Origin of the sequence: Actinoplanes sp. CA-142083 (genome assembly GCF_050942195.1) — a bacterium.
GTDB lineage: Bacteria > Actinomycetota > Actinomycetes > Mycobacteriales > Micromonosporaceae > Actinoplanes.
In genome coordinates this window covers 7,642,645-7,668,215 of sequence record NZ_CP192076.1, presented here as the reverse complement: position 1 = coordinate 7,668,215, position 25,571 = coordinate 7,642,645, and the positions used below count along the sequence as shown (strand labels likewise).

Below are 25,571 nucleotides of genomic sequence, written 5' to 3'. Positions count from 1 at the left end.
GTGCGACTGTTCGGATCGTTCTCCGGGTACCAGCGGCGGTGGCTGCGCGGTGACCTGCTCGCGGGTCTGACCGTCTGGGCGGTGCTGATCCCGGAGTCGCTAGCGTACGCGACCATCGCCGGTGTCTCCCCGGTCGCGGGCCTGTATGCCGCGATACCGGCGCTGCTGCTCTACCCGATTTTTGGCTCGTCCAGGCACCTGGTCGTCGCCACCATGTCGGGCACCGCGGCGCTGTCGGCCAGCATCGTCGCCGGGAGCGCCGACGTCCCTGCGACCACCGCCGCGCTGGCGGTCGTTGTCGGCGTGCTCTGCCTGCTCGCCGGAATCTTCCGGATGGGGTTCCTCGCCTCGTTCATCTCCGAGCCGGTCCTCAAAGGGTTCATCATCGGGCTCGCCCTGACCATCATGATCGGCCAGGTCCCGGCGCTGATCGGCGTCGACAAGCCTGCCGGCAGCTTCTTCGAGAAGCTCTGGGGCATCCTCGGCGAGCTCGGCGACATCGACTGGCTGACCGCCATGGTCGGCCTGTCCGCATTCGTAGCCATCCTGCTGCTCAAGCGGTACGTGCCGTTGCTGCCGGCCTCGCTGATCGTGGTGCTGGCCGGGATCGGCGCGGTCTGGCTGTTCGACCTCGACATCGACATCGTCGGCACCATCCAGTCCGGTCTCCCCAGCATCGCGATCCCCGATGTCGGCCTCGATCGGTACCTCGACCTGGTCGGTCCCGCCGTCGGGGTGCTGTTGATCGGGTTCGCTGAAGGGCTGGGCGCGGCCAAGACCTACGCGGCCCGCGAGGGATACGAGATCGATCCGAACGCCGAGCTGGTCGGTAACGGCGCGGCCGATGTCGGCGCCGGCCTGGTCGGCGGGCTGGTCGTCAACGGCAGCCTCTCCAAGACCGCCGTCAACGGCGGCGCCGGCGCGAAATCGCAGCTCTCCGGCATCTTCGTCGCCCTGCTCACCGTGCTGACGCTGCTGTTTCTGACGGGGCTGTTCGAGAAGCTGCCCGAAGCGGTGCTGGCCGCCGTCGTGATCGCCGCGGTGATCGAGCTGGTCGACTTCGGCTCGCTGCGGGCGCTTTACCGCATCTGGACCGGCCCGCTGAGCCGCATCTACCACCGCGTCACCCGGGCCGACTTCCTGGCCGCGGTCGGCGCCCTGCTCGGGGTGCTGATCTTCGACACGCTGCCGGGCCTGTTCATCGGCATCACGATCTCACTGCTCACGCTGCTCTTCCGGTCCTCGCGGCCGCACGTGGCCCGGCTGGTCCGCCGGCCCGGCGACGACGGCGTCTGGGTCGACCTCGACCGCCACCCGAACCTGCCCGCCGACGACACGGTGATCGTCTGCCGGGTCGAGTCCGGCCTGTTCTTCGCCAACGCCGACCACGTCCGCACGGCCGTCCTCGCCATGGTCACCGACACCACCCGGGCGGTGGTGATCGATGCCGAAACCCTGCCCACCATCGACGTGTCCGGCGCGCGAATGCTCGCCGGCATGGCCGAGGAACTCGAACGGCGGCACATGTCGCTGCTGCTCGCCAAGAGCATCGGGCAGGTCCGCGACGTGCTCCACACCGCCGACACGCCCGCCACGCCACAGTGGTACCCGACCATCGACGACGCCGTCTCCGCGGTACGCCCAGTCACGTGAGGTCGCCGGGAGAGCGAGCCGGCGCAGCGCCCGAAACGCGTCGGCTACAAAGGGCGATCGCGAGGTCCCCGGCGACGTCCGGATTTGGCTCCCTTTGTGTCATCCATGAAGGAACGGGATTCCTACGCCTCCAGCAGACCCAGTTGGCGGGAGCGAGTGACCGCCTGGGTGCGTGATGAGGCCCCGAGCTTGCGGTAGATCGACCGGGTATGTGCCCGGATGGTGTTCACCGAGAGATACATCTCAGTGCCGATCTCCTGAAGCGACAGGTGTGTCGCGAGCATGGGGAGCACACGAAGCTCAGCGCCGGTCAGCGATGAGGCGCTCAGCAGCATCGGTGTCTGGTCGGCGGAGAGCTGCTTCCGCAGCTCTCCGGCCTCGTCGGCCAAGGCGCCCAGCAGCGGCCGGTACCGGAGCACCTCGTCGATCTCATTCATCAGCGTCTTGGCGCCCGCGATGTCGGCGAGCGCGATGTGTATGCGGACAAGCTGAATGCGGACCTGGACGGCGTAGCACGGCAGCGCGTAGGTGAGCAATGGCCGCATTCGCTGCGTCTCGGCGAGCGCACGGTGGACGGCGGGCGCGTCCCCACGGTGCAGCGCAAGCCTGGCCTGCGCGGTCCAGAGCATGGCCTCCTCGACACCGGGATGTTGGGTTGCCGCTCGGGCCTGATCGGCCAGCGACTGCGCTTGGCTCCAGTCGCCGTGGTCCATGGCGAGCATCGATCGGCCGTACAGGGCGGTGACGAGGACCTCCTGTGCGTTCGTCTGCTCCGCGGCGGCGATCGACTCCCGGAGGTACGCGTCACCGCTGTCCGGATCGCCGGACATGATGCACGCGACCGCGCGGTAGAGCGCCGGCGTCGGCGACACGATGCCCGCGAGCGCGTACTTGTATGCCGCCTCGTCCAGCTGGGCGTTCATCTGATCGAGCCCGTGGCGGCAGTGGACAAAACGCAGCGTCGCGGCGTACGCCTCGGTGGCGGGATCGGCGACCCATCCCGGTTGTCCGTACTGCCAATGGTCGATCAGATTTGCCCATCGCTCGGCTTCTACCGGCCGCCCGGTCGTGCTGTAGAGGAACCCGGCCATGATGGCGATCATCGGGTGGTTCTCGACGCCACCCCGCCGTTCCAGCCAGGTGAGCCAGCGTTCGACAGTCTCGCGGCCGCCGCGCCAATAGATCGGCAGCCAGAGCTGTTCGACCAGGCCGGCCGTGGCCTCGACGTCCCCGGCTGCGATGAAGTACTCCAGCGCTTCCTCGGGCTGCTCGTGATCGAGGCACCAGACAGCGGCCCGGCGCCGTAGACCGGCGACTAGCTCGGGGTGGTTTCGGTCGAGCTCGGCACGCAGCATGTCGCGGAAGAGATGGTGATAGCGATACCACTGTTCGCGGCGGTCCAGGGGCACCAGCAGCATGTTCGATCGAGCCACCTCGGCAAGCGCCGCGGCGGCGCCGTCAACGCCCAGCACCGCCTGGCACAGCGGTCCGGACAGTCGCTCCAGGACCGCGCTCCTGATCAGCACCTCCCGCTGCCGGTGAGAGATCCGTGCCAGGAACTCCGACTCTATGTACTCGCTGACCAACTGGTCGTCACCACCGAACGAGGCGACCGCCCGGTCGAGCGAACCGCCTTCCCGCAGACAGAGCGCGGCCAGGTAGAGGCCGACCGGCCACCCTTCCGTGCGGCCGTGGAGCGCGGCCAACTCATCGGGCCTCAATCGTGCGCCGGCTTCGCGGAGCAACGAGCCGGCCTCATCGACGGTGAGCGACAGGTCGGCGGCGCTGATCTCGAGGATCCGGCCTTGCGTACGCAGCCGGGCAACGCGCAACGGCGGCGTTGTCCTCCCGGCCAGTACAAGGCGAGACCCGGCCGGGATGTTCTCCGCCAGGACGGAGAGCGCGTCCCGGCACGTCCGGTCGTCGAGAAGGTGCACGTCGTCCAGGACGAGCACCACCGGCTTACTCATCGACGCGAACGCCGACGCCAGTCGCGGCACCACACAGCCGGGTACCGAACTGGCCGGTGACATCAGCGCCTCGAACACCCGCGCGCCTAGCGGCTCGTGGACATGCAACGCCTCCGCGATGTACGTCAGCAGAACCTTGGGATCGTTGTCCGCCTCGTCGACCGACACCCACGCGAACGCGTGATTCGCACGCTCGGCCCACTGCGCCAGCAAGGTCGTCTTGCCGTAGCCCGCGGGCGCGACCACCGAGACGATCCGGCAAGGACTGGCCTGGACCAGACGCTCCAGCAACGACCGACGGCGAACCGTCCCCGCCCGTACGAGCGGGGCTTGCAGCTTCGACATCGTCAGGTCTCTGGACCTGCTCGCCGGGTTCGCGGAGGCCGACAGTTCAGGCTCCTTTCCCTCGCCTGCTCGCGGTGTAGCCTACGCGACCGACAGGGCCGAAAACGCGCGCTGAGCCGCTGTCCCGCCACCACGATCCGGGACGCCGCTCAGCCCGCCTCGCGCAGCGGGCAATGAGCCAACGGAAGGCCAACCAACTGGCCTTTCCAGGCATCAGATTGCCTCGCGTTGTCAAGCGTGCTGTCCGGCCAGCCGGCCGCGGATCCGGGGAAGCTCGAGCGTGAGCTGCGTCGACGGTCGGGCCACTACGGACACGACCGAGGTGCCCAGGAGCTGATCTTGCCGGAAAGTCGCAGGAACTTGCCGTCCGGCTGGGTGATGTGCGCGTGGACCTGACCTTCGGCGAGGTCCTCGAGGTGGACGACGGTCGTGTTGTCCGGCTCTTGCCAGCTCACCGCGAACAGCCCTGGGCGCAGGACGACGACACGGTATTCGACGGTCTGGGCCGGGCCGGCCGCGCTGCCGGTGAGGACCTTGAACGTCAGCTGGGTCGGCGATGCGAAGGTGATGCGGGTTTGGAAGATCTGGAAGTCGATGTCGAAGGAGTGTCCGACCGGGATCTGAGTCGCGTTCGCGGGGGTGTTCATGAGCGTCGCCTCGCTCGGCGAATACGCCGGCGTCGGCTCCTACCCGATACCGGCGCCGTGTGGCTTGGGCTCGGCCCGATTCTCGGGGCGATGTTCTGCTGATCGCCTATGGCGTCAGCCTGCTGTTGCTCTCCTGATCTGGACCGGGTGAACCTGGCGCGATCCGTGGGCAGATCAGAGGATGAGCCGCTCACGTCTGCACTATCAGAGGTGGGCCTGCGGGTCAGGCGGAAATGTGTTGTTCAGCGGGCTCGCGGCTGATGTGGAGGTCCCAGTAGAAGCGTGCGATGTCGTCGGGTTCCTTGAGCGTGACGCCGTCTGGCGCGCCTGGCGTGCCGGCGATCCAGGTGCCGATCGCGACGTGGCCGGCATAGATCCCCTTGCCGGCCAGGGCGGCGTTGAGAGTGAGGATCCACTTGCGCAGGGCCGCGCCCGCCATGCCAGTGCTGACGAACAAGGGTATGGGTGCGACCGATGAGGCGCCGGTGGTGTAGAGCAGTGTTCCGCTGCCGGCAGCCAGCATTGCCGGCAGCACGGCGCGGGTCGCGGCGATCGCGCCGTAGCAGATGCTCTCCATTTGCGGCGCGAGGTTGTCCACGGTGACGTCCAGTGCTCCGGTGTTCCGCACGCCTTGGCTGCTGCCTGCGGCCGGGGCGGCATAGTGCAGTACGTCGATCCCGCCGAACTGTTCCGCGGCGCTGTTCAGGGCCGCGGCGAGTGCGGGGCGGTCCGTGACGTCGGCGGGAAATCCTGCTGTCTTGACGCCCTCGGCCGTCAGCCGCTCGGTGAGCTCACCGAGTCGCTCGTTCGAGCGGGCGAGCAGGGCGACGTCGAAGCCGTGACCGCCGAAGACTTTCCCGAGGGAAAGGCCGAGGCGCGCCCCGGCGGCGACGAGTGCGATGGCGGGCATGGTGATCTCCTTGGATGTGGGGTAGCCCGCCGGCCGCGTGGGCGGGACGACCTCACCCCATCACCGTGGTGGGCGATACGTCCAAGACCGACCGGGCCTCGATCGATAACCTGACGGAATGGACCGGTTGGAGACACGGCAACTGGCGTACTTTCTGGCGGTCGCCGAGGAACTGCACTTCGGCCGGGCCGCAGCCCGGCTGGGCATCGCGCAGCCCGCATTGTCCAAGTGCATCCGTCAGCTGGAACGCCGGCTCGAGGTGACCCTGTTCGTGCGGACCAGTCGCACGGTCGCGCTGACACCGGCCGGCCGGGTGCTGGCCCGTGAAGCACGCGTCGCACTGGATGCGGTATCGGCCGCTGCGCTACGTACGCAGCGGGCCGGCACCCGCGATCCGCGTCTGGTGCTGGCCATGAAGCCCGGCGGTGACGGCGGCCTGCTCCCGGCCATCCTCGCGGAGTACGAAGGCCGGCCGGATCTGCCGCCGGTCGAGATCGTCTTCGATGCTGACGGTGCCCGTCTGCTGCGCGAGGGACGGGCGGATGTGGCGCTGTTGTACGCGTCGCCCGACGAACTGCGGGGCCTGGACACCGAAATACTGCTGACCGAGGCGCCGGTCGCTGTACTACCCGTCACCCACCCGCTCGCCGGGCGAGCGAGCCTGCAGATGGCTGACCTGTCGAGCGAAAGCCTGCACACCAGGCCCACCGAGCCCGGAGCGACACAGAGCCTCAGCGCACTCATGCACTTGATCGCCCTCGGTCGCAAGGTCGCCGTGCTGCCCCGGGTGCTGACGACACCGCTACGCGAGGATCTGACCACGGTTCCGGTCATCGACGTCCCAGCAAGCGTCCTGCTTCTCGCCTGGCCGGCGCACAGCACATCCCCGTCCGTCGCCGCCCTGGTCCAGGCCGCTGCAAACGCCACCCGCCCCGCGCATTTGCCCCGTCGGTGATTCCTGGGTGGCACCGACACCAGCCCGGCAGAGCGCGCCCACCCATGCCATCGATGTCTTGCACGGATGTGGACCGAGATCGCCGACGCGGATCGTTGCCTGGAAGCGGAACGTGGCGAGGGCGGGTGGCCCATCGCTAGGCGGCCACCGCGCCGGCCAGGGACGCCGGGTCCGGCCGGTACACCGAGAACCGGCCCTTGCCGGCCCGCTTCGCCGTGTACAGGGCGACGTCGGCGTGGCGGAGCAGATCGGCGGGCAGGTCGTGGCGGGCGCGCTCGGCGACCCCGAGGCTGGCGTTGGCGGCCAGGTCGCGGTCGCTGAGCCGGACCGGCACCGCCATGGTCTCGACGATCCGGCCCGCCACCTCGGCGGCCTGTCCTGCGTCGGCGCCGGGCAGCAGCACCGAGAACTCGTCGCCGCCGAGCCGGGCCACCAGGTCGCCGGGCCGCACCGCGTCACGTAGCCGGCGGGCTACCTCGATCAGCAGCTCGTCGCCCACCGGGTGGCCGAGCGTGTCGTTGACGGTCTTGAAGTCGTCCAGGTCGATCAGGATCGCCGAGACCAGTTCCCCGCGGCCGGCGGCGTCGTCCAGGGTCTCGTTGAACAGGGCCCGGTTGGCCAGGCCGGTGAGCGCGTCGTGGGTGGCCTGCTCGCGAAGCAGCAGCTGGCTCTGGCGCAGCTGCTCGACCAGCGCGTTGTTGTCCCGGAACGCGAGCAACTGGCGGGCCACCACCGCGGCGGTGGCGACCACCGCGCCGATCAGCACGGCCAGCTGGTCCTCGCCGGTCAGGACGGCGGCGAACAGCAGCGCGTCGACCGCGCCGATCGCGAGATAGGGCAGCACGCTGTACGGCCGGGTGCGGCGCACCGGCGCCACGGTGACCGCCCGGCCGCACTGCACGACTGCGGCCAGGGCCGCGACGAACCCCTCGGTCACCGTGATCACATTCGAGACGCCCGCATAGCGTGGGTCGCCCAGCACCGGCACGAGCGCGGAACCGACGGCGCCGACCCCCACCACGGCCGCCAGCAGGCGCAGCGCGAGCGAGTCGACGGCGATCGTGCCGGCCAGCATCAGCTTCACCACGGCCAGCACGGCGAGCAGGCAGATCAGGCACATCACCAGCAACCCGAGCACCGTCGCGGGGCCGCTGCCGCTATTGAGCTGAGGCCGCAGCACAAAGTGCCAGAGGAACGTGGACGCGCCGATCAGCACGGTCGCGGCGTCCATCCCGAGGCGCAACCAGTCGGCGCTGTCGCGCCGGGCGCTCGGCAGCCGCAGCAGGCTCCACAGCACCAGCGCCAGCGCCACCACCAGCAGCCCGACGGCGACGAAGAACTGCGGCCCGACGCCCGCGCGGGTACCGCCCACGCTGGCGGCGGTGAACGGCCCGGTGGCCGGGGCGATCAGCAGGGCGGCGACGGACAGCCGGCGCCAGAAACGACGACCGGCCGGGGTCAGCTCGGGGAGCGTGGCGGCCTGGCGGAGGTACCAGGCCGCGGCCAGCATGCTCAGCGCGCCCGGCAACCAGCCGGCGACGCTGAGATGGTTCCAGCCGATCATCCGGGCCACGCACCAGCCGACCGCCGCGGCGTACAGCAGCCCGTACACCGGCAGCAACCGGCGAAGCATTCGCCTTTCCAACGCCGCACCGCCTTCCGTCTCCGGTGCCATCGACCCGCCGCGGGCCGAGTTGAGCCCCGCGGGCGGGCGAGTTGGCGCGGGCAGCAGCGTCCGGCGTTCGCCGCGGACGGCCAGGACGGGCAACGAGACGGCCGTCACGCGTCGCCCAAGCGTCGGATGGAGGCCGAGCCCGAGATCGAGCCCGACCACCCCGGTCGTCATGAACCGGGATCATCCGGGATGAATCACGGCAGGAACTTCACTTCCGGGAAGAGCCGGCTGGGGCCGTGCAGCAGGCGACTGTCCCGGTGCCGCAGGTGCCGGTCGAAGAAGGCGAGGGGATAGGCCTGCTGGATCTTGACCGAGCGGCCCGGATCGAGGGTGCCGATCCAGCCGTGCAGGTCCTCCGTGCTCAGCCCGACGATCGGCGCGATCTCGGAGATCAAGATCTGATAATCGGTGTACGAGGGATGGAGCGCGCCCTCGGCCTGGATGTTGAGCCGCCAGCCGCGCAGGTGTGACCAGAACGCGGCGACCGGCGGCGCCTCGGCCCGCGTGAACTCGGCGGTCATCAGCATGACGGGGCGGTCGAGGTCGGTGAGCGGCGGCGGGTTGGACTCCATCGGCCCGTCGAGGATCAGCCCGGCCCGCACCCGGCGGTCGTCGGCCATGAGCAGCGCGGTTGCCGTCCCGCCCTTGGAGTGGCCGAACATGCCGATGCGTCGCAGGTCGAGCACTGAGCCCAGGCCGGTCGGCAGCGGCCGGTGATCGACGTCGGGGTTGTGCCCGGCGGCCAGGATCTCGACCTGGTCGATGACGAACTTGGCGTCGCGGGCGAAGTCGGGTGGCAGCATCACCGGCTCGTCGACCGGGGCGATGACCCGTCCGTCGGGGAACTGGCTGAAGGCGTCGTACGTGTGGTCGACGGTGACCACGACGTAGCCGTGGCTGGCGAGTTCCTGGACCACGACGGTGGTCTCCGAGCGATGGTCGTGGGCCGCATGCGAGAAGACGACGACCGGCAGTCGTTCGCCGGGACGGCGTACCGGAGCGCCGATGTGCCCTGAAGTGAAGGGCGCGAGCGCGGCGTCTGGCTCGAACCCGGCCGACACCAGCAGCAGGCGAAGCGGAGCGGGCAGCATCCACGGTGCCGCCGGGTACCCGGCGGTGCGGTGCGCGGGATACCAGATGCTGGCCATCAGCTCCCGGACCTGCCCCTGGTACGCGCGGGTGTGGTCGGCCAGATGCAGCTGCACCATGCCCACCGGGTAGGGCCCGGTGGGACCCGGCAATCTCAAGCGCGGCGCGGCCGATGCGGGCGACGCGATGCCGAGCGGCACCGTGACGCCGGCCGCGAGCACAGCCCCGAGCAGGCCTCGGCGGGACAACGAGACGGACATGACTTCCTCCCCCATCCGGAAATATACTTCGGGAGTATACCCTGAGTATCTACCTCGCGTGTAGGGTGGGCATATGAGCGTTCCTCTGACACTGCTGGGCCTGCTCGAGCGCGAGCCCAGTCACGGCTACGACCTCAAGCGCGACTACGACATGTATTTCGGCCGGGGTAAGCCGCTGCCGTTCGGCCAGGTCTACTCGACGCTGGCCCGCCTCACGAGGGACGGCAAGATCGTCATGAACGAGGCGGAGCCCGGCGACGGCCCCGACCGCAAGCGCTACGTCATCACCGAGCAGGGCGCCACCGAGGTCAACGCGTGGCTGGCCGAGCCGGTCGCCCCCGAGCCCAATCTGCAGAGCATCCTGTTCTCCAAGGTTGTCCTGGCGCTGATGCTCGAACGGCCGGCCGCGCAGTACCTCGACGCCCAGCGTGCCGCCCATCTGCAACGGATGCGGGAGCTGACCGAGATCAAACGCGGCGGCGGCCTGATCGACGGGCTGCTCGCCGACCACGGGTTGTTCCACCTCGAGGCCGACCTGCGGTGGATCGACACCACCGCCGCCCGGCTCGACGCGCTGCGGACGGAAGTACGGCGATGACACCCCCTGTGTCCACCTGTAGATCGGAATTAGGCCGCGAGCTGTTGTTCGGTGCTGTGCCGTGCGTTCCCGTGCAGGGCCGGGTCGTAGGTGGTGTTGTTCTGCCAGCAGCGCCAGATGATGCGGACCCAAGCTCGGGCGAGGATGCGGGTGGCGTGCGGGTGGTCTTTGCCGCTGGCGCGGGCCCGGTCATAGATGTCGGCGGCCCAGGGGCTGGCGTGGCGGCTGTTGTCGGCGAACGTGGTGATGGCCTGGCGGAGCCGTTTGTTGCAGGCCCAGCGGAACGACACGCCGCGTTGTTTGCCGGATGCCTTGGTGACGGGGGTGATCCCGGCCAGCGCGGCGATGGCGTCGGGATGCTCGAACGCGGCCCTTGCGTCACCCCATTCGGCCAGGATCTGGGCGGCGTTGACGGTCCCGGCGCGGGGGAAGGACTGGAAGATTTTCCCGTCGGGGTGGGTGTCCATCTTCTCGGCGATGGCCCGGTCGAGGTCCTTGATCGCGGTGTTGAGCGCCTTGATCACGCTGACCTGGGCCAGCACCGCCGCACGGACTCCCGTGCACAGGTCAGGATCGGTGGTGCCGGCCGGCGCCGAGCGCAGGCGGGTCAGGAGAACCGCCGCGGGCCTTTTGCCGGAGTAACTCTGCTTGGTGCAGAACGCGGCGAGCCGGGCCTCGGTCAAGGGGGCTGCCGACACGGCGGTCGGGTATTTCGTGAGGAAAGCCAGCGCAATCGCCGAGGACAGGCTGGCGAAGATCGCCTTGCCTCCGGGCCAGTGCGCGTCCAGCAGCGCGGCGAGCTGGTTGACCGCGGCCACCCGGGCCTCGACCAGGTCACCGCGGCTGCGGGTCACCGTCCGCAAAGCCTTGGTAGGCCCCGAATACGGGACCGCCGGCCGCAGCCGGTGGATCCGCACGCGCAGGTAATCAGCGATCACCTGTGCGTCACCTGGGTCGGATTTGGCGCCGGAGAGAACCTCGGCCTCACGCCAGGCCTTGATCGCGTTCGGCTTGACCGGCATCACCGGATGCCCAGCCTCCAGCAGAGCGTCCACCAGACGCCCATCCGGACGCTCGATCGCCACCGGCGTCAACTCGGTGTCGCCGAGCTTGCCCAGCCGCACGACCAGCCTGGCGAACCCGGCAGCGGTGTGCTCGACGGTGAACGCCGCGACCTTGCGGCCACCCTGGTCCAGCACACACACGGCATGCTCGGTGGTCGCCCAGTCGATCCCGACGAAGAACAACGGCCCCTCTTGCAGCGACAACCTCGTCGCCTTCCCGTTCGCAGCAACAGGCAGGAGCCAGGCGGAGGCGAAGGAACCGATTGTCGAGCGGTCACTAACCGGCGCTCTGCGGCGCGTCCCTCTGTCATCGATCAGCGGTTCCGGGGAAGCCGGGGGCGGCAGTGTCATCGAAGCCCACAAGGGGCAACCATCAAAGGCCGTCACCCCGACTTCCGCCTAGTTCCTACCACAAGCCCCATCCAGGGGCCCGCACGGAAGAGGGTGCACTAGTGACCATCATCGAGGCGCGCGGCGTCGAGCTCTCGTTCGGGCAGACGCCGGCCCTGCGCGGCGCCGACCTTGAGGTGGCCGCCGGCGAGATCCTGGCCGTGATGGGGCCGAGCGGCTCCGGCAAGTCGACGCTGCTGCACTGCCTGGCCGGCATCCTGGTGCCACAGGCCGGAGAGATCCATTTCGATGGCCGGCGGATCGACCGGCTCGGCGAGACCGAGCGCAGCGCGCTACGCCGCGACCAGTTCGGGTTCGTCTTCCAGTTCGGACAGCTCGTGCCCGAGCTCACCGCCGAGGAGAACGTCGCGTTGCCCCTGCTGCTGGCCGGCATCCGCCGTACGCCGGCCCTGCGCGCCGCCCGGGTGTGGTTCGAGCGGCTCGGGCTCGACGGCCTCGAACGCCGCCGGTCCGGCGAGCTCTCGGGCGGTCAGGCCCAGCGCATCGCACTGGCGCGGGGCCTGGTGGCGCGGCCGCGGATCCTGTTCGCCGACGAGCCGACCGGCTCGCTCGACTCGCTGACCGGCGAGCACGTCATGGACCTGCTGGTCGGCTCGGCCCGGGCCGAGGGCACCACCGTCGTCGTAGTCACCCACGAAGCGCGCGTGGCGGCGTACGCGGATCGGGAAGTCATCGTCCGCGACGGCAAGGTGACCTCGCTGTCCCCGGCCCCGGCCACGGTGCACCCGTGATCCGGCTCGGGCTCCGTCTCGCCCTGGCCGGCGGCCGCGAGGCCATCGTCCGGCTCGCCATCATCATGGTCGCCGTCGCCATCGGAACCGGCCTGCTGCTGAGCACCCTGGCCGGCCTCAACGCGGTGCAGCACCAGAACGAGCGGTACGCCTGGCTCAACACCGGCGCCGCGAAAACCGACGCGGTGGGCACGGCCGACCCGACCTGGTGGCTGCTGCGCGGTGACTACTTCCACGGCGACCGGATGGCCCTGGTCGACGTCGCCCCCACTGGTCCGGACGCGCCGGTGCCGCCGGGCCTGCCCCGATTGCCCGGCCCCGGCGAGTACTACGTGTCGCCCGCGCTGGCCCGCGAGCTACGGGCCACACCGGCCGACCAACTCGCCGACCGGTTCCCCGGGCGTCAGATCGGCATCATCGGTGAGGCCGGCCTGCCCGGCCCGGACATGCTGCTCGCCGTGGTCGGTCACACTCCGGAATTTCTTTCCACGCTGCCGTACGCCCAGCAGGTGGCCCGGATCGAGTCGGTCGATCCGAGCAACTGCTCCGGCTGCCGGGTCGGCACCGACTCCGACGGCATGGCGTTGCTGCTGTCGGTGGTGGCGGCCGCGCTGATCTTCCCGCTGCTCATGTTCATCGGTACGGCGACCCGTCTGTCCGCGGCCCGCCGCGAGCAACGGTTCGCGGCGATGCGGCTGATCGGCGCCACCCCGCGGCAGGTCTCGCTGATCGCCACGGTCGAGGCATTCCTGGCCACGGTGGTCGGCGTGCTGGCCGGATTCGGTGTGTTCTTCGCGTTGCGGCCGGGGATGGCGTCGATCACGTTCACCGAGACGGCGTTCTTCACCGGCGACCTCTCGCTCGGCCTGCGCGATGTTCTGGGCGTGGCGATCGGCGTCCCGGTCGCGGCGGCGGTAGCCGCCCGGGTCGCGCTGCGCCGGGTCCAGATCTCGCCGCTCGGCGTCACCCGGCGGGTCACCCCGAGGCCGCCGCGGTTCTGGCGGGTGATCCCGGCGGCGGCGGGCGTGGCCGAGCTCGCCTACTTCGTCGGCCGGCGACCGGAGACCACCAATGGGCAGATCGCGGCATACCTGTTCGGCATCTTCACAGTGATGATCGGCATGGTCGTCGCCGGGCCGTGGCTGACCATGATCGGGGCGCGGCTGCTGGCCGGTCGGGCCCGGCGCCCGGCCGCGCTGATCGCCGGGCGCCGGCTGGCCGACAACCCGCAGGCCGGGTTCCGGGCCGTGAGCGGGCTGATGCTCGCCCTGTTCGTCACCGCGGCAGCCAGCGGCATCATCACCACCATCGTCGACAACCGGGGCACGCCGATCGATCGCGGCTCGGCCGCCAATGTGGCGCTGGTCCAGAGCTTCTGGCCGAACATGGGGCAGAAGGTCACGCTGCCGACCGACCCGGCCGCGATCCCGTCCGACCTGCGCTCCGCGCCCGGCGTCCAGGGCTTGCTGGTGACTCGCCTCAATCCGCGGTTCCGGATCGATGTCCCCAGCGATGTCCTGCCCGGGGTGATCGCGTGCTCCGAGCTGGCGTCCCATCCGCTACTCGGCCGGTGCCCGCCCGGCGCGGAGGCGGTCGAGGTGAACCCGGACCTCCAAGGACAGCACGACGGCGGAGCGGTCGGCACGGCGACGGAGTGGCCGGCGACCACGATGTCCCCGGCTGACATAGCCGGGCAGCCGATGCTGTCGATCGTCGTGCAGACCGACGGCAGCGCCGCCACCATCGAGCACGCGCGAACCACGCTTGAGAACGCGTTCCCCGGACGAGACCTGCCCGCCACCAACGGTGAGTTCATGGGCGACTTCGGCAAACAGCTGGTCCAATGGCAGCAACTCGCCAACGTGGTCATCCTGACCACCCTGCCGATCGCCGGCTGCAGCCTCGCGGTCAGCGTCGCCGGTGGCCTCACCGAGCGGAAACGGCCATTCAGCATGCTGCGGCTGACCGGGGCGCGACTGGCGACCCTCCGGCAGGTGGTCGCCCTCGAGAGCGCGGTGCCGCTGCTGCTGGTGGCTCTGGTGGCGACCGGCATGGGCTTCCTCACCGCCCACCTGTTCCTGCGGGCGCAGCTGGACTACTCGCTGCGCTCGCCGGGCCTGCCCTACTACCTGTTGGTGATCGGCGGGCTGGCCGCGTCGCTGGGCATCATCGCCTCGACGCTGCCGCTGCTCCGCCGGATCACCGGACCGGAGACGGCCCGCAACGAATAGGTTGAACGCACTACTAGCTGATCCGCGCGCTCACCGGCGACGCCGGTCGGTGTCCCGTCGACGGGACACCGGCCGGCGTCGCCGATGTTCATCTGATCTGCTTGCGCCACGGTATGGCCTGTGATCGATCGCTGACTTAATGTGATCACGCTGCTATATCGAACGGGGACGTTATGTGGCGAAGAATTCTGCCCGTCTGCCTGGTGGCAGGCCTGGCGGTCGGTCAACTTGTCGTACCGGCTCTGGCCGGTGTTTCCGAGGCCGCGTGCGCGGATCGGGCCGGTACTGAGCGGGCCGCTGTCGAATTGGCGGTCAGCTGCGACCGACCGGTGACGGTCGACTCCTCGAGGACCGAGTTTTCCCAGGTTACCGCCCAGCCGGACGGTCATCTGCGGTTCGAGTCGGCGGTGGAGCCGCAACGCGCCCGCCGCGGCGCCGAATGGGCCGACCTCGATTTGAGCCTGACTCGCGGCGGGGACGGGCAGCTGCGCCCGGCGGTCTCGGTCGCCGATGTCGCGTTCTCCGGCGGCGGTTCCGGCCCGCTGATCACCCTGACCCGCGGGGGTCGGACCCTGACCATGTCGTGGCCGGGGAATCTGCCGCTTCCGACCGTTTCTGATGATTCGGCCACGTATGCCGAGGTGTTGCCCGGCGTCGATCTGGTGGTCCGGGCGACCAGCACCGGCTTCACCCACGCGCTGGTCGTCAAGTCAGCTGCGGCCGCGGCCCAGCCCGGCGTCGCGAATGCCCGGTTCCGGCTCGGCGGCACCGCCCGGATCTCTTCGAAGGGCGGTCTGCTGACCGCCTCCGGGCCCGACACGCCGATCGCCTCGACCGAGCCGGCGGTGATGTGGGATTCGCGGACCACGCCGACAACGCCGTCCAAGGTGGCTTCCGCCCGGCCCCAGGCCGCGCCCCGTTCGACCCACAAGGGACCCGGCGACGCCGCAAGGGTCGCGCCGGTGTCTGTTGCGCTGGCCGGCGACGACCTCGTGCTGCGCCCGGACGCCAAGCTCTTGAAGAGCGCGACCTACCCGCTCTACGTCGACCCCGCCTGGTCGGTCTACAAGAACAAATGGGCGTACGCGACGAGCAACAACTCGAACAACACCGACTATTCGAGGGCCCGGGTCGGGCTGAGCCCGGACTCCGGGGCCCTGTACCGGTCGTACTTCCAGTTCCCCACCACGGCCAACGGGGTGTCGCTGGCCAAGAAGCACATCGAGACCGCCCGGGTGGAGATGAAACTCGACCACTCCTGGTCCTGTGACAGCACGATCACCTCGATGTACTGGACATCTGCGATCAACGCCACGCCGAAGGCGAGCTGGTCGGCCATGTCGCTGTTGCGCTTCGTGGACACCGCCACCGGGCACGCCAACGAGGCCGGCGGTTGCGGCAACGAGCAGGGCGACATGTACATGCAGTTCGACAGCGCCGCGGTCACCCAGCTGCTGCAAGACGCCGCCAACGGCAGCTGGAGCGCGCTCACCGTCGCCCTCACCGCCCGCGCCGCGGACGGTACCGGCGAATCCGTGCAGGAACGGTGGAAGAAGTTCTACCCCAACGACGCGAAACTGGTAGTCGACTACGACACCCCGCCCGGCAAACCGCTCTACCTGCAGGCCGCCGGCGTCGCCTGCAACACCGGAGTGCTGTCCATCGGCACCCTCACCCCGACGTTCTCGGCGATCTTCTCCGACGCCGACGCGTCCGACTCACTCACCGGCGTGTTCGAATGGATCGAGGTGCCCGCCGGCGGAATGAGCGCGGTCACCGACACCTCGCCGGCCCGCAAGACACCACCGCCGAACAAGACAAACATCAGCCCGAAATCGACCCGGGCCACCACCGCGACCGTCACCGCCGTCAAGGGCAAGACGTACGCCTTCCGTGCGCGAGCCATCGACAAGGCGCCCTACTCGATATCTAGCGGGTGGGGCCCGTGGTGCCAGTTCACAGTGGACACCACCGTCCCGCCGGTGACCGCCACGGTGATCACACAGCCCGCCGGACCGGGCCAGAAGGGCCGGATCCGGATCGAGTCGACCGCCACCGACGTCACCAAGTTCCAGTACGGCTGGGACGCCGCGACCAAGGTGGTCACCGCCTCGGGCACCAACCCGAAATACGCCGAGGTCGACATCACCGCCCCAGCGTTCGGCCTGAACGTGCTGCTGCTCAAGGCCATCGACGCCACCCTCAACGAGGGCAACGGCTCGCTCGAGTTCCGCGTCGGCCGGCCCTCTCCGGCTGCTGCCCGATGGACACTGGAAACCTATCCCGGCATCAACCAGACAGCCGCCCTCGCCGACCAGGCCGCTTCTCCCGCCAACACACCACTGACCGCCTCCGGGGTGACCTGGACCGACGGCGTACGCCTGATCGGTGGCCAGACGGCCACCTTCAACGGCACCTCCTCCGCGGCCACCACCAGTTCGGCCGTGGTGAACACGACCGGTTCGTTCAGCGTCTCCGCCTGGGTGCGACTGGGCGTGCTGCCCGCCGGCGACCTGAAGTTCGCCACCCAGGACGGCCCCGACGCGGCCGGCTTCGAAATCGGCGTGCGACGCAACGGCAGCCCGGCGACGCCGTACTGGTCGTTCGTCATGAAGGACACGAGCGCCCAAACGAGTACGACGGTCGCGGCGCTGTCGCCGACCGCCATCACCGCCGCGGATGTGGGCCGCTGGACGCTGGTGACCGGCGCGTTCGACGCGACCGAGAAGAAGCTCAAGCTCTACGTCGACGGAACGCTGGTCGGCCAGGCCGACCGGACGGCGACGCCGTGGTCGGCCGCCGGCAAGTTCGCGGTCGGACGCGGGTTCGCCTCGGGCGTCGTCAGTAACTTCTGGAACGGATCGATCGCCGACGTGCAGGTCTTCGACCGGGTGCTGCAGCCGCAGGACTTCAGCGGGCAGCTGGCCTCCGACCCGGCGTCGGGCGGCTTCGACGAACCGGGCATCGCCACCCCGATCGAGGTCGGGTCGTGGGACTTCCAGTCGGCGGTCCCCTGCTACCTCGCCGACCTGCGGGACACCTGCGAGGCGCCGGACACCCGCACCGCGTGGGGCCGGTGGCTGGCGCTGAGCCGCGGCGCCGAGATCGGGGCCGGACACTCGGCCAGCGAGATGGGTCTGTGGACGGACAACAGGTACTTCCCGGAGGAGGGCAACACCAGCTACTCCGACGAGTACGGCCGCAGCGCGGTCAAGGCCGGCACGACGCCGCCCGACGCCGACGGCCTGGAGTTCACCACCTGGCAGGACCGGGCGGTGCTGCGCACCGATCAGTCGTACACCATCTCGGCCTGGGTGATGCTCGAACCCGGCCCCGCGGGTAACGGCGGCCGGACGGTCTTCGCCCAGCGCGGCACGCACGAGAGCGCCTTCTGGCTCAAGTACAGCCCCCAGACCCAACAATGGGAGTTCCGGGTCCTGCCGCAGGACGATCTCACGGCGACGCCCGCCGGGGTCTCCTCTCTTGCGGCGGCGGAGCAAGGTGTGTGGACTCAGCTGACCGGCGTCTACGACTCGGCCACCAAGGAGATCCGGCTCTACGTCAACGGCGAGCTGCAGAACACCAGGACGCTGTCGTTCACCCCGTTCAACGCCACCGGCCCGCTGTTGGTCGGCCACACCCTCTGGCACGACGGCCTGATGGACCAGTTCTACGGCGGCATCGACGACGTCGAGATCTACCAGGGCGCGATGAGCGACGCCGCGGTGGCCGCCATGTACGACCGGAACGCCGCCGACGTGTCCGGCGCCAACGTCCTCGGCGTGGGCCAGGCGCTGCACACGAACGAAGCCCTCCGGTCCAACAACCGCCAGTACACGATGTGGATGCAGGTCGACGGCAACGTCAAGCTCTACGACGGCGCCACCGAGATCTGGTCCACCCGTACCTACAGCTATCCGGGCGCCTCCATGGTCATGCGGGCCGACGGCAACCTCGTGATCTACAGCGCGGCCGGCGCCGCGGTCTGGTCCACCGGCACCGCCGGCACCGGTGCCGACCGCCTGGTGCTCTACGACGATGGCGATCTGGTTCTGCTCGATTCGACCGGCCAGGTCGTCTGGCGGCGTGACTGACGTGCTGAGGCAAAGGGGACGGGGAATGCACGCACAGCGCTGGAATGTCGTGTTGAGGTCGGTCGTCGCGGCCGTGCTGCTGTCGGTGGGCGCGGGGGTGCCGGCGAGGACGGCGGTGGCCGCGCCGCCCGCGCCGACTGCGCCGCCGGTGGAGAAGCTGGACCATGACGGTGGGCCGGTGGCCGGGCGGGCGTGGACGCAGCGGAAGGTCCGGGACCTTCCGGCGACGAAGCTCGCGTGGCCCAAGGCGGGGACGGCTCGGGTCGACCTGCCGGCTTCCGGTCAGGTCAAAGTCCCCGGCGCGCCGATCCGGGTGGGTGATGCGCCCGGCGGGCCGCGGCTGGCCAGCGTGGATGTGCAGGTGGTCGACCCGGCAACAGTTCCGGCCTCGTGGCGGGACGGGTTGGTGATGCGGGTCGGCTCGGCTCAGGCGGGTGCGGCGCGGGTGTCGGTGGATTACCGGGATTTCGAGCAGGCGTACGGGGCGGATTGGGCATCGCGGCTGCGGCTGTGGCAGGTGCCGCAGTGCGCGCTGACCACCCCGGGCGTGTCGTCGTGCCGGTCGGTGGCCCTGCCGACGTCTGCCGATGCGGCGGCCGGGACGGTCTCGGCGACGGTCGCCGCCAATTCGTTGGTGGCGTTGGCGGCGGGGGCCTCCGGTAAGGACGGTGATTTCGGCGCCACCAGCATGGCGGCGAGCTCGACCTGGTCGTCCGGCGGGAACTCGGGTGAGTTCTCCTGGAGCTACCCGATGCGGGTGCCGCCGGCGACGGGTCCGGTGCCGGACGTGGATCTGTCGTATTCGTCGTCGGCGGTCGATGGCCGGTCCGAGGTGAGCAATAATCAGCCGTCGTGGGTCGGTGAGGGTTTCGATTACTCGCCGGGCTTTATCGAGCGTCGCTACGTGCCCTGTGCCGAGGATTCCAAGAACGGGGCGAACAGCACGGTTTCCAGCGGCGATCAGTGCTGGCGGTCGGACAACGCGACGATGAGCTTCGGTGGGCACAGCGGTGAGCTGATCTACCAGGCGGGTAAGGGCTGGCATCTGCGCGACGAGGACGGCTCCAAGATCGAGAAGTTGACCGGGGCCGTCAACGGTGACACCGGCGAGGCGAGCGTCGACGGTGTCGGTGAGCATTGGCGGGTCACGACGACCGATGGCACGCAGTATTACTTCGGCCTGGACGACCTGCCGGGTGAGAGCAGTGCGACCAATTCGACGCTGACCGTGCCGGTGTTCGGCAACCATTCGGGCGAGCCGTGTCACCAGAGCGCTTTTATGTCGTCGGATTGTGTGCAGGCGTGGCGGTGGAACCTGGACTATGTCGTCGATGTGCGTGGCAACACCATGTCGTATTGGTATGGCAAGGAGACCAATAAGTACGCCCAGAACGGCACCGATTCCGCGGTTGCCTCCTATGACCGGGCCGGCTATCTGACCCGGATCGATTACGGCACGTACGACCGGACCCAGGCCATTCACGGTGTCACCGAGCGCAACACGGAGCCGTACGCGCAGGTCGTGTTCACCCCTGACGTGCGGTGCTTCACCGACTGTGGCAGCGAGTCCGCGCCGACCACGGCCAACTGGAAGGACACCCCGTGGGATCAGGAGTGCAAGGCGTCGGCCACCTCCTGCCCCGGCCAGTACGCGCCGACGTTCTGGACCACGAAGCGGCTCAAGACGGTCACCACTCGGGTGTGGGACACGACCGCCGCCACACCCGGCTGGGTGGATGTCGAGTCGTGGACGCTGGGCCACACGTTCTCGGCGACTGCGGATTCGACCCATACTGGGCTGTGGCTGGAGCGGATCGATCACAAGGGTCTGGTTGGCGCCGAGGTCAGCATGCCGCCGGTGACGTTTGAGGCGGTGTCGTTGGCGAACCGGGTGCTGACCGAGAACGGTTCCGCGAACACCTGGTTGCGGATCAACAGCATCGTCACCGAGACCGGTGCCCGGATCAAGGTGGATTATTCGGAGCCCGAGTGCACCGCGGCGATGGTCGCGGCGTTGGTTCCCGAGTCCAATACGCGTCGGTGTTATCCGGTGCGGGTGCCCGACTCCAGCAATCCGGCCGGGGATGTCCTGGTCACGCAGTGGTGGCACAAGTACGTCGTCACCCACGTCGCGGAGGATGACCTGCAGACGAGCAGTGGGCATCCGTCGCCGACGAGGCATACGAGGTATGAGTACGTCGACGCGCCGGCCTGGCACTATGCCGACGACGACGGTCTGTCCAAGCCAGATCGTAAGACGTGGGACCAGTGGCGCGGCTACCGCGAGGTGCGTACTCAGGTCGGCGACGAGACGAACACCCGCACGCTCACGGTCACCAGGTTCCTGCGCGGTATGCACGGCGACCGGGCCGCCCCGTCCGGCGGTACCCGCACGGTGACCGTGCCCGCTTCCTACGGCTCCGAGACGGTCTACGACGAGGACCAGTTCGCCGGCCTGGTGCGGGAGCAGGACGTCTACAACGGCGTCGACACCAAGCCGGTCTCCCGCGAGATCAACGTGCCCTGGCGTTCCAGCGCAACCGCCAGCCGCACCATCAACGGGGACACAGCCGAGGCACGCTACGTCGACACCCAAACCTCCTACGCGCAGACCGCGCTGGGCGTGGACGGCAGCCGCGGCTGGCGGACCACCAGCGAGCAGACGAACTTCGACTCGACGTACGGGACGGTGAACTGGGCGCAGGACAATGGCGACGTCAGCAAGACCGGCGACGAGCAGTGCGCCACCTACACCTACAACCGCAACACCGGCAAGAACCTGATCGCCACGATCAGCCGCACCCTCACCACGGCTTTGACGTGCGGGACGTCGCCGTCATCCGTCGATGACGTGATCATGGATACGCGCAACTACTTCGACGGCGCAGCCAGCCTCACCACCCCGCCCGCCTTCGGCTCGGTGACCAAGACCGAGCAGCTCAAGGACTGGACGGCGGCGACCGGCACGGTGTGGCAGACCGTCTCCCAGGCCACCTATGACTCCACCGGCCGGACGAAGACCTCGACCGACATCAAGGGCGACACCACCGAGAGCACGTACGCCCCGGCGGTGGGCGGGCCGGTCACCAGCGTGGCCACGAAGAATCCCCTAGGCTGGGTCTCCACCGTGAATTCCGATCCTTACTGGGGCTCGGTCACCAAGACCACCGACGCGAACAGCCGGATCACCGCCGACGCGGACTACGACGGGCTCGGGCGATTGCTGCGCCAGTGGAAGCTGGGCTGGACGCGGGCCGCCAACCCCGGCAAACCGTCAGCGCAGTACCAGTACACCTTCGCCCCGAACAGGGACGCCTACCCGTACGTCAAATCGCAGGCCCTCAATGCCGACGCCAACTATGTCTCCTCGTACCAGATCTTTGACGCTCTGCTGCGACCCCGGCAGTCTCAGTCGATCTCGCTCGGCGGGAGCGGCGATCGGGTAGTCAGCGACACGATCTACGACGAGTTCGGCCGCGCCGCGAGCACGTACGGCGCGCACGCCGAGCCGGGCGCGCCGTCGGGGACCCTGTGGTGGGAGCCGGAGTGGTCGGTGCCATCGGTCAGCAAGAACGTGTACGACCGGGACGGCCGGGTCACCGACGCCGTCTTCCTCAGCGGTGACAACGTCACCAACCTGGTGGAGAAATGGCGCACAGTCACCGCGTACGAGGGCGACCTCACCAAGGTCACGCCGCCGCAGGGCGGCACCCCCACGACCACCGTCACTGACAGCCAGGGCCGCGTCGTGGCCCTGCGCGAACACACCACGGCGGCCGGCGTCAACGGCGCCTACATCGAGACCAAGTACGCGTTCAACCGCAAGGACCAGCAGGTCAAGGTCACCGACACCGCCACCAACGACTGGACCACGGTCTACGACGCCAAGGGCCGGATGATCCAGAGAACCGACCCCGACTCGGGCACGACATCGACTGCCTACAACGATTTCAACGAGGTCGAGAGCACCACCGACGCCCGCGGCGAGAAGCTCTGGTTCACCTACGACGACCTCGGCCGTAAGCGCACGGTCCGCGACGACTCGGCGGCCGGTGCGCTGCGCGCCGAATGGCGCTACGACAGCCTCTACAGCGGTCAGACCGGCTACCGCGGTCAACTGACCCAGTCCATCCGGTACGAGCCGGCGGGTTCGGCCAACGCGTACAAGTGGCAGGCCCGCAATCTGGACGACCGCTACCAGCCGACCGGCGTCAACTACGTAATTCCGCCGGTGGAGACCGGTCTGGACGCCACCTACCTCTACACCTACACCTACGCCGCCGCGACCGGCCAGCAGACGTCGATCTCCTATCCGGCCGGCGGCGGCCTGGTCACCGAGCAGCTCACCACCGATTACGACGCGACAACCGGTCTTCCGGTACGGCTGGACACCAGCCTCACGGGTTCGGTAGGCACGATGGCCACCACCTCGTACACGGCCTACGGCGAGCGGTCCGGCTCGATCTACAAGATGCCGGGCGGAAAGTTCGCACAGGACGTGGTCTACCGCGAGGAGGGCACCCGGCGGATCAGGCGGACCACCGTCGAGCGGGAAACCACAGCGGGCACCGTCTCCGACCGCAACTACGACTACGACAAGGCCGGCAACATCACCTCGGTCGAGGAAAAGCCCGCCGTCGGCGCCGCCGACAAGCAGTGCTTCCGCACCGACCTGCTGGGCCGGCTGACCACCGCCTGGACACCGAAGCCCGAGGTGGACTGCACCACCGATCCCAGTCTGGCCAACCTGAGCGGCCCCGCGCCGTACTGGCAGGACTGGACCTTCAACACGACCGGATCACGGCTCAGCGAAACCAGCCACGCGAGCGCCGGGAACACCCTGCGCGACTATGTGGTCCCGGCCGCCGGTCACAAGGTCGCCTCGATGACCGCTACCGCGCCCGGTCAGGCCGCGGCCACGACCGAGTACCGCTACGACACCAGCGGCAACACGACCTGCCGGCCCATGCCCGGCAGCACCAGCAACGACTGCGACTCCACCACGAACAACCAGACCCTGGCCTGGGACGCCGAGGGCAAGCTGAGCACGGTCACGGCCGGCGGGAGCACCGCCGAGACCAACATCTACGACGCCGACGGCACCCGGATCGTTCGCCGCGATGCGACCGGTACCACGATCTATCTCCCGAACCAGGAGATCCGCAAGCAGGGCAGCGTCGTCACCGGCACCCGTTACTACACCCTGGGCGGCACGGTCTGCGGCTCCCGCACGGGCACCTCCGCGGTGGCCGACATGACCTGGCTGTTCACCGACCACCAGGGCACCCAGCAGATCGCCGTCAACGCCGGCACCCTCGCCGTGACCGTCCGCCGGCAAACCCCGTACGGCGGCCTCCGCGGCGCCGCCACGGCATGGGTCAACGAGAAAGGCTTCGTCGGCGGCGACAACGACCCCACCGGCCTGGTCAACATCGGCGCCCGCCAGTACGACCTGGTGCTGGGCCGCTTCATCTCGGTCGACCCGGTGCTGGACCTGGCCGATCCGCAGCAATGGAACGGCTACGCCTACGCCAACAACAGTCCGGTCACCAGGTCGGACCCGACCGGACTGCGCGTTCAGGACCCCGAACTCGACAATCAGTTCGGCACGCCGACACCCAACACCGGCAAGAACACCCAACCGGGCGAACGCCACCACCGACCCTCCAACAAACCGACCTCGAGCAGCCCGAACGCGATCGAGAACTCCGGACCCGACAAACCCGGCTGGGACAACACGTCGCCCCTCATGGCGACGCTGCTGCCGGGGTGGCAGGACGCCTACCACGGACTCTTCCCGAGTCGCTGCAACAACGGCAGCGACTCCCACGCCGGATGCGGTGGTCCCGCGACCTGGATGATGATCTCCGTGGAGGCCGGCAGCGAGGCCGGGGTGGACCCGCGGCTCGTTCTGTCGGTCCTGCAGGCGGAGGTCGCCAAGTCGGAGGACCTCGGGCCCGTCGACGACGGCTTCCAGCACGCCCAGGTCGCTGGTGAGAAACTGGGTGTCTACGGTCTGGTCAAGAAGATCTTCGGCCCGTTGATCGGCAAGGGCGGAGATCAAACCGACAGTCCTCCGACGGTCGGCTGGGGAAACATGAGCGAGGCATTGTTCAACCGAACCAAGAGGAACCACCCAGATGCCCTCGGCGGCGCCGATTGGACCGACATGATCGGCGACGATCGGCTGGCAGTCAGGGTGACTGCTTTCGCCCTCTCCGACAACGTGGGGGTCGCCAAGGACAGGGCGCCCAAGGCTGTGCGCAAGGCATACACACCCGAGCAGACCGCAGCCGTCCTCTACAACGTGGGCAAGCCCGCCGAGGACGCCATGCAGCGAGGCGGCTTCTTCGGCCCGCAAGGCACGACCTACGGCAACACGATCGGTCGCTACAACCAGCTCAGCAATCGACTGATCTGCCACTCGGGCGTGTACGCATGCTCGTGAGAACAATGGGCGCTGTCTCGGCCGTGCTGATGCTGATGGGCTGCTCAGCCTTCGGCAGCAACGAGTCCGAGCGCTACCGGGACAAACTAGCGCTGTCGGGGTTCCGGGAGGTCGGAGCCTACTTCGACACCTCCGCAACGGCGTATTTCGTCGGTCCGGCTGACGCCGATATCACCGCGGTCGCGTCCGGACCGCAGCTCGTCGTGAAGAAAGACGGTCAACCGATGAAAAACGGCGTCCAGCAGACCGTGGCGCTGGGCACCGGATACAGCACCGATACCGGAAACTGCGATCTCCTTTTCTGGTCGATCGACGCCAGTTCCGCCGTCAGCGTCCTCCAGGACTGGGGAAAGCTGACCAGCACCGAAAAGGCCGGTCTCGACGGAGGGACCCTGATCGGCATCGAAGTCGACGTCATCTGCAACGCCCAAGCCGACAAGTAGGAGCGTGGTGGCCGGGTTCGCCGGCCCGGCCACCATCGCCCACTCGA

Annotated in this window: 14 protein-coding genes; 8 read left to right on the top strand and 6 right to left on the bottom strand. The window is 69.0% G+C overall.

Features of this window, described 5'->3' with window-relative positions:
* Entirely contained in the window at positions 1 to 1,653 is a 1,653-nt protein-coding gene (locus ACQPZX_RS35020) for a SulP family inorganic anion transporter (RefSeq protein WP_433365019.1), read from the top strand.
* A 122-nt stretch (positions 1,654 to 1,775) separates the two neighbouring features.
* Here the strand turns inward: ACQPZX_RS35020 and ACQPZX_RS35015 are convergent, their stop codons facing one another.
* The 3 genes from ACQPZX_RS35015 to ACQPZX_RS35005 all read right to left on the bottom strand — a co-directional run bounded on the left by ACQPZX_RS35015 (position 1,776) and on the right by ACQPZX_RS35005 (position 5,525).
* Complete coding sequence (locus ACQPZX_RS35015; protein ID WP_433365016.1) at positions 1,776 to 3,914, bottom strand: LuxR C-terminal-related transcriptional regulator; 2,139 nt, start codon at positions 3,912 to 3,914, stop codon at positions 1,776 to 1,778.
* Between the two features lie 359 nt (positions 3,915 to 4,273).
* On the bottom strand, positions 4,274 to 4,615 hold the full coding sequence (locus ACQPZX_RS35010) for a MoaF-related domain-containing protein (RefSeq protein WP_433365014.1): 342 nt from the start codon (positions 4,613 to 4,615) through the stop codon (positions 4,274 to 4,276).
* 223 nt (positions 4,616 to 4,838) lie between these two features.
* A complete protein-coding gene (locus ACQPZX_RS35005; RefSeq protein WP_433365011.1) occupies positions 4,839 to 5,525 on the bottom strand; it encodes an SDR family NAD(P)-dependent oxidoreductase in 687 nt (228 codons plus the stop codon).
* Between the two features lie 118 nt (positions 5,526 to 5,643).
* Here ACQPZX_RS35005 and ACQPZX_RS35000 point away from each other — a divergent pair, with 118 nt between their 5' ends.
* Positions 5,644 to 6,480: a LysR family transcriptional regulator gene (locus ACQPZX_RS35000; RefSeq protein WP_433365008.1), complete on the top strand. Its 837-nt coding sequence runs from the start codon at positions 5,644 to 5,646 to the stop codon at positions 6,478 to 6,480.
* A 136-nt stretch (positions 6,481 to 6,616) separates the two neighbouring features.
* Here the strand turns inward: ACQPZX_RS35000 and ACQPZX_RS34995 are convergent, their stop codons facing one another.
* Both ACQPZX_RS34995 and ACQPZX_RS34990 read right to left on the bottom strand, forming a co-directional pair.
* Positions 6,617 to 8,326, bottom strand: coding sequence for a diguanylate cyclase domain-containing protein (locus ACQPZX_RS34995; protein WP_433365005.1), 1,710 nt, complete (start codon positions 8,324 to 8,326; stop codon positions 6,617 to 6,619).
* Between the two features lie 23 nt (positions 8,327 to 8,349).
* On the bottom strand, positions 8,350 to 9,504 hold the full coding sequence (locus ACQPZX_RS34990) for an alpha/beta hydrolase family protein (RefSeq protein WP_433365002.1): 1,155 nt from the start codon (positions 9,502 to 9,504) through the stop codon (positions 8,350 to 8,352).
* 73 nt (positions 9,505 to 9,577) lie between these two features.
* On the opposite strand from ACQPZX_RS34990, the gene ACQPZX_RS34985 reads away from it, so the two are divergent.
* Positions 9,578 to 10,102 carry a PadR family transcriptional regulator gene (locus tag ACQPZX_RS34985; RefSeq protein WP_433364999.1) on the top strand — a complete coding sequence of 175 codons (525 nt, stop codon included), beginning with the start codon at positions 9,578 to 9,580 and terminating at the stop codon, positions 10,100 to 10,102.
* A gap of 29 nt (positions 10,103 to 10,131) precedes the next feature.
* On the opposite strand, the gene ACQPZX_RS34980 is transcribed toward ACQPZX_RS34985, so the two are convergent.
* Complete coding sequence (locus ACQPZX_RS34980; RefSeq protein WP_433361267.1) at positions 10,132 to 11,370, bottom strand: IS110 family transposase; 1,239 nt, start codon at positions 11,368 to 11,370, stop codon at positions 10,132 to 10,134.
* A 248-nt stretch (positions 11,371 to 11,618) separates the two neighbouring features.
* Here ACQPZX_RS34980 and ACQPZX_RS34975 point away from each other — a divergent pair, with 248 nt between their 5' ends.
* The 5 genes from ACQPZX_RS34975 (at position 11,619) to ACQPZX_RS34955 (ending at position 25,524) form a co-directional block, all read left to right on the top strand.
* Positions 11,619 to 12,308: an ABC transporter ATP-binding protein gene (locus ACQPZX_RS34975; protein WP_433364997.1), complete on the top strand. Its 690-nt coding sequence runs from the start codon at positions 11,619 to 11,621 to the stop codon at positions 12,306 to 12,308.
* A complete protein-coding gene (locus tag ACQPZX_RS34970) occupies positions 12,305 to 14,539 on the top strand; it encodes an FtsX-like permease family protein (protein ID WP_433364994.1) in 2,235 nt (744 codons plus the stop codon). Before ACQPZX_RS34975 ends, ACQPZX_RS34970 begins: the two co-directional genes overlap by 4 nt.
* Positions 14,540 to 14,712: 173 nt before the next feature.
* Positions 14,713 to 18,633, top strand: coding sequence for a LamG-like jellyroll fold domain-containing protein (locus ACQPZX_RS34965; RefSeq protein ID WP_433364991.1), 3,921 nt, complete (start codon positions 14,713 to 14,715; stop codon positions 18,631 to 18,633).
* A gap of 25 nt (positions 18,634 to 18,658) precedes the next feature.
* Positions 18,659 to 25,081 (top strand): RHS repeat-associated core domain-containing protein, encoded by a 6,423-nt coding sequence (locus ACQPZX_RS34960; protein ID WP_433364988.1) that lies wholly within the window; start codon positions 18,659 to 18,661, stop codon positions 25,079 to 25,081.
* Entirely contained in the window at positions 25,072 to 25,524 is a 453-nt protein-coding gene (locus ACQPZX_RS34955) for a hypothetical protein (RefSeq protein WP_433364985.1), read from the top strand. The genes ACQPZX_RS34960 and ACQPZX_RS34955 overlap by 10 nt, the downstream gene beginning before the upstream one ends.
* The last annotated feature ends 47 nt before the right edge of the window (positions 25,525 to 25,571 follow it).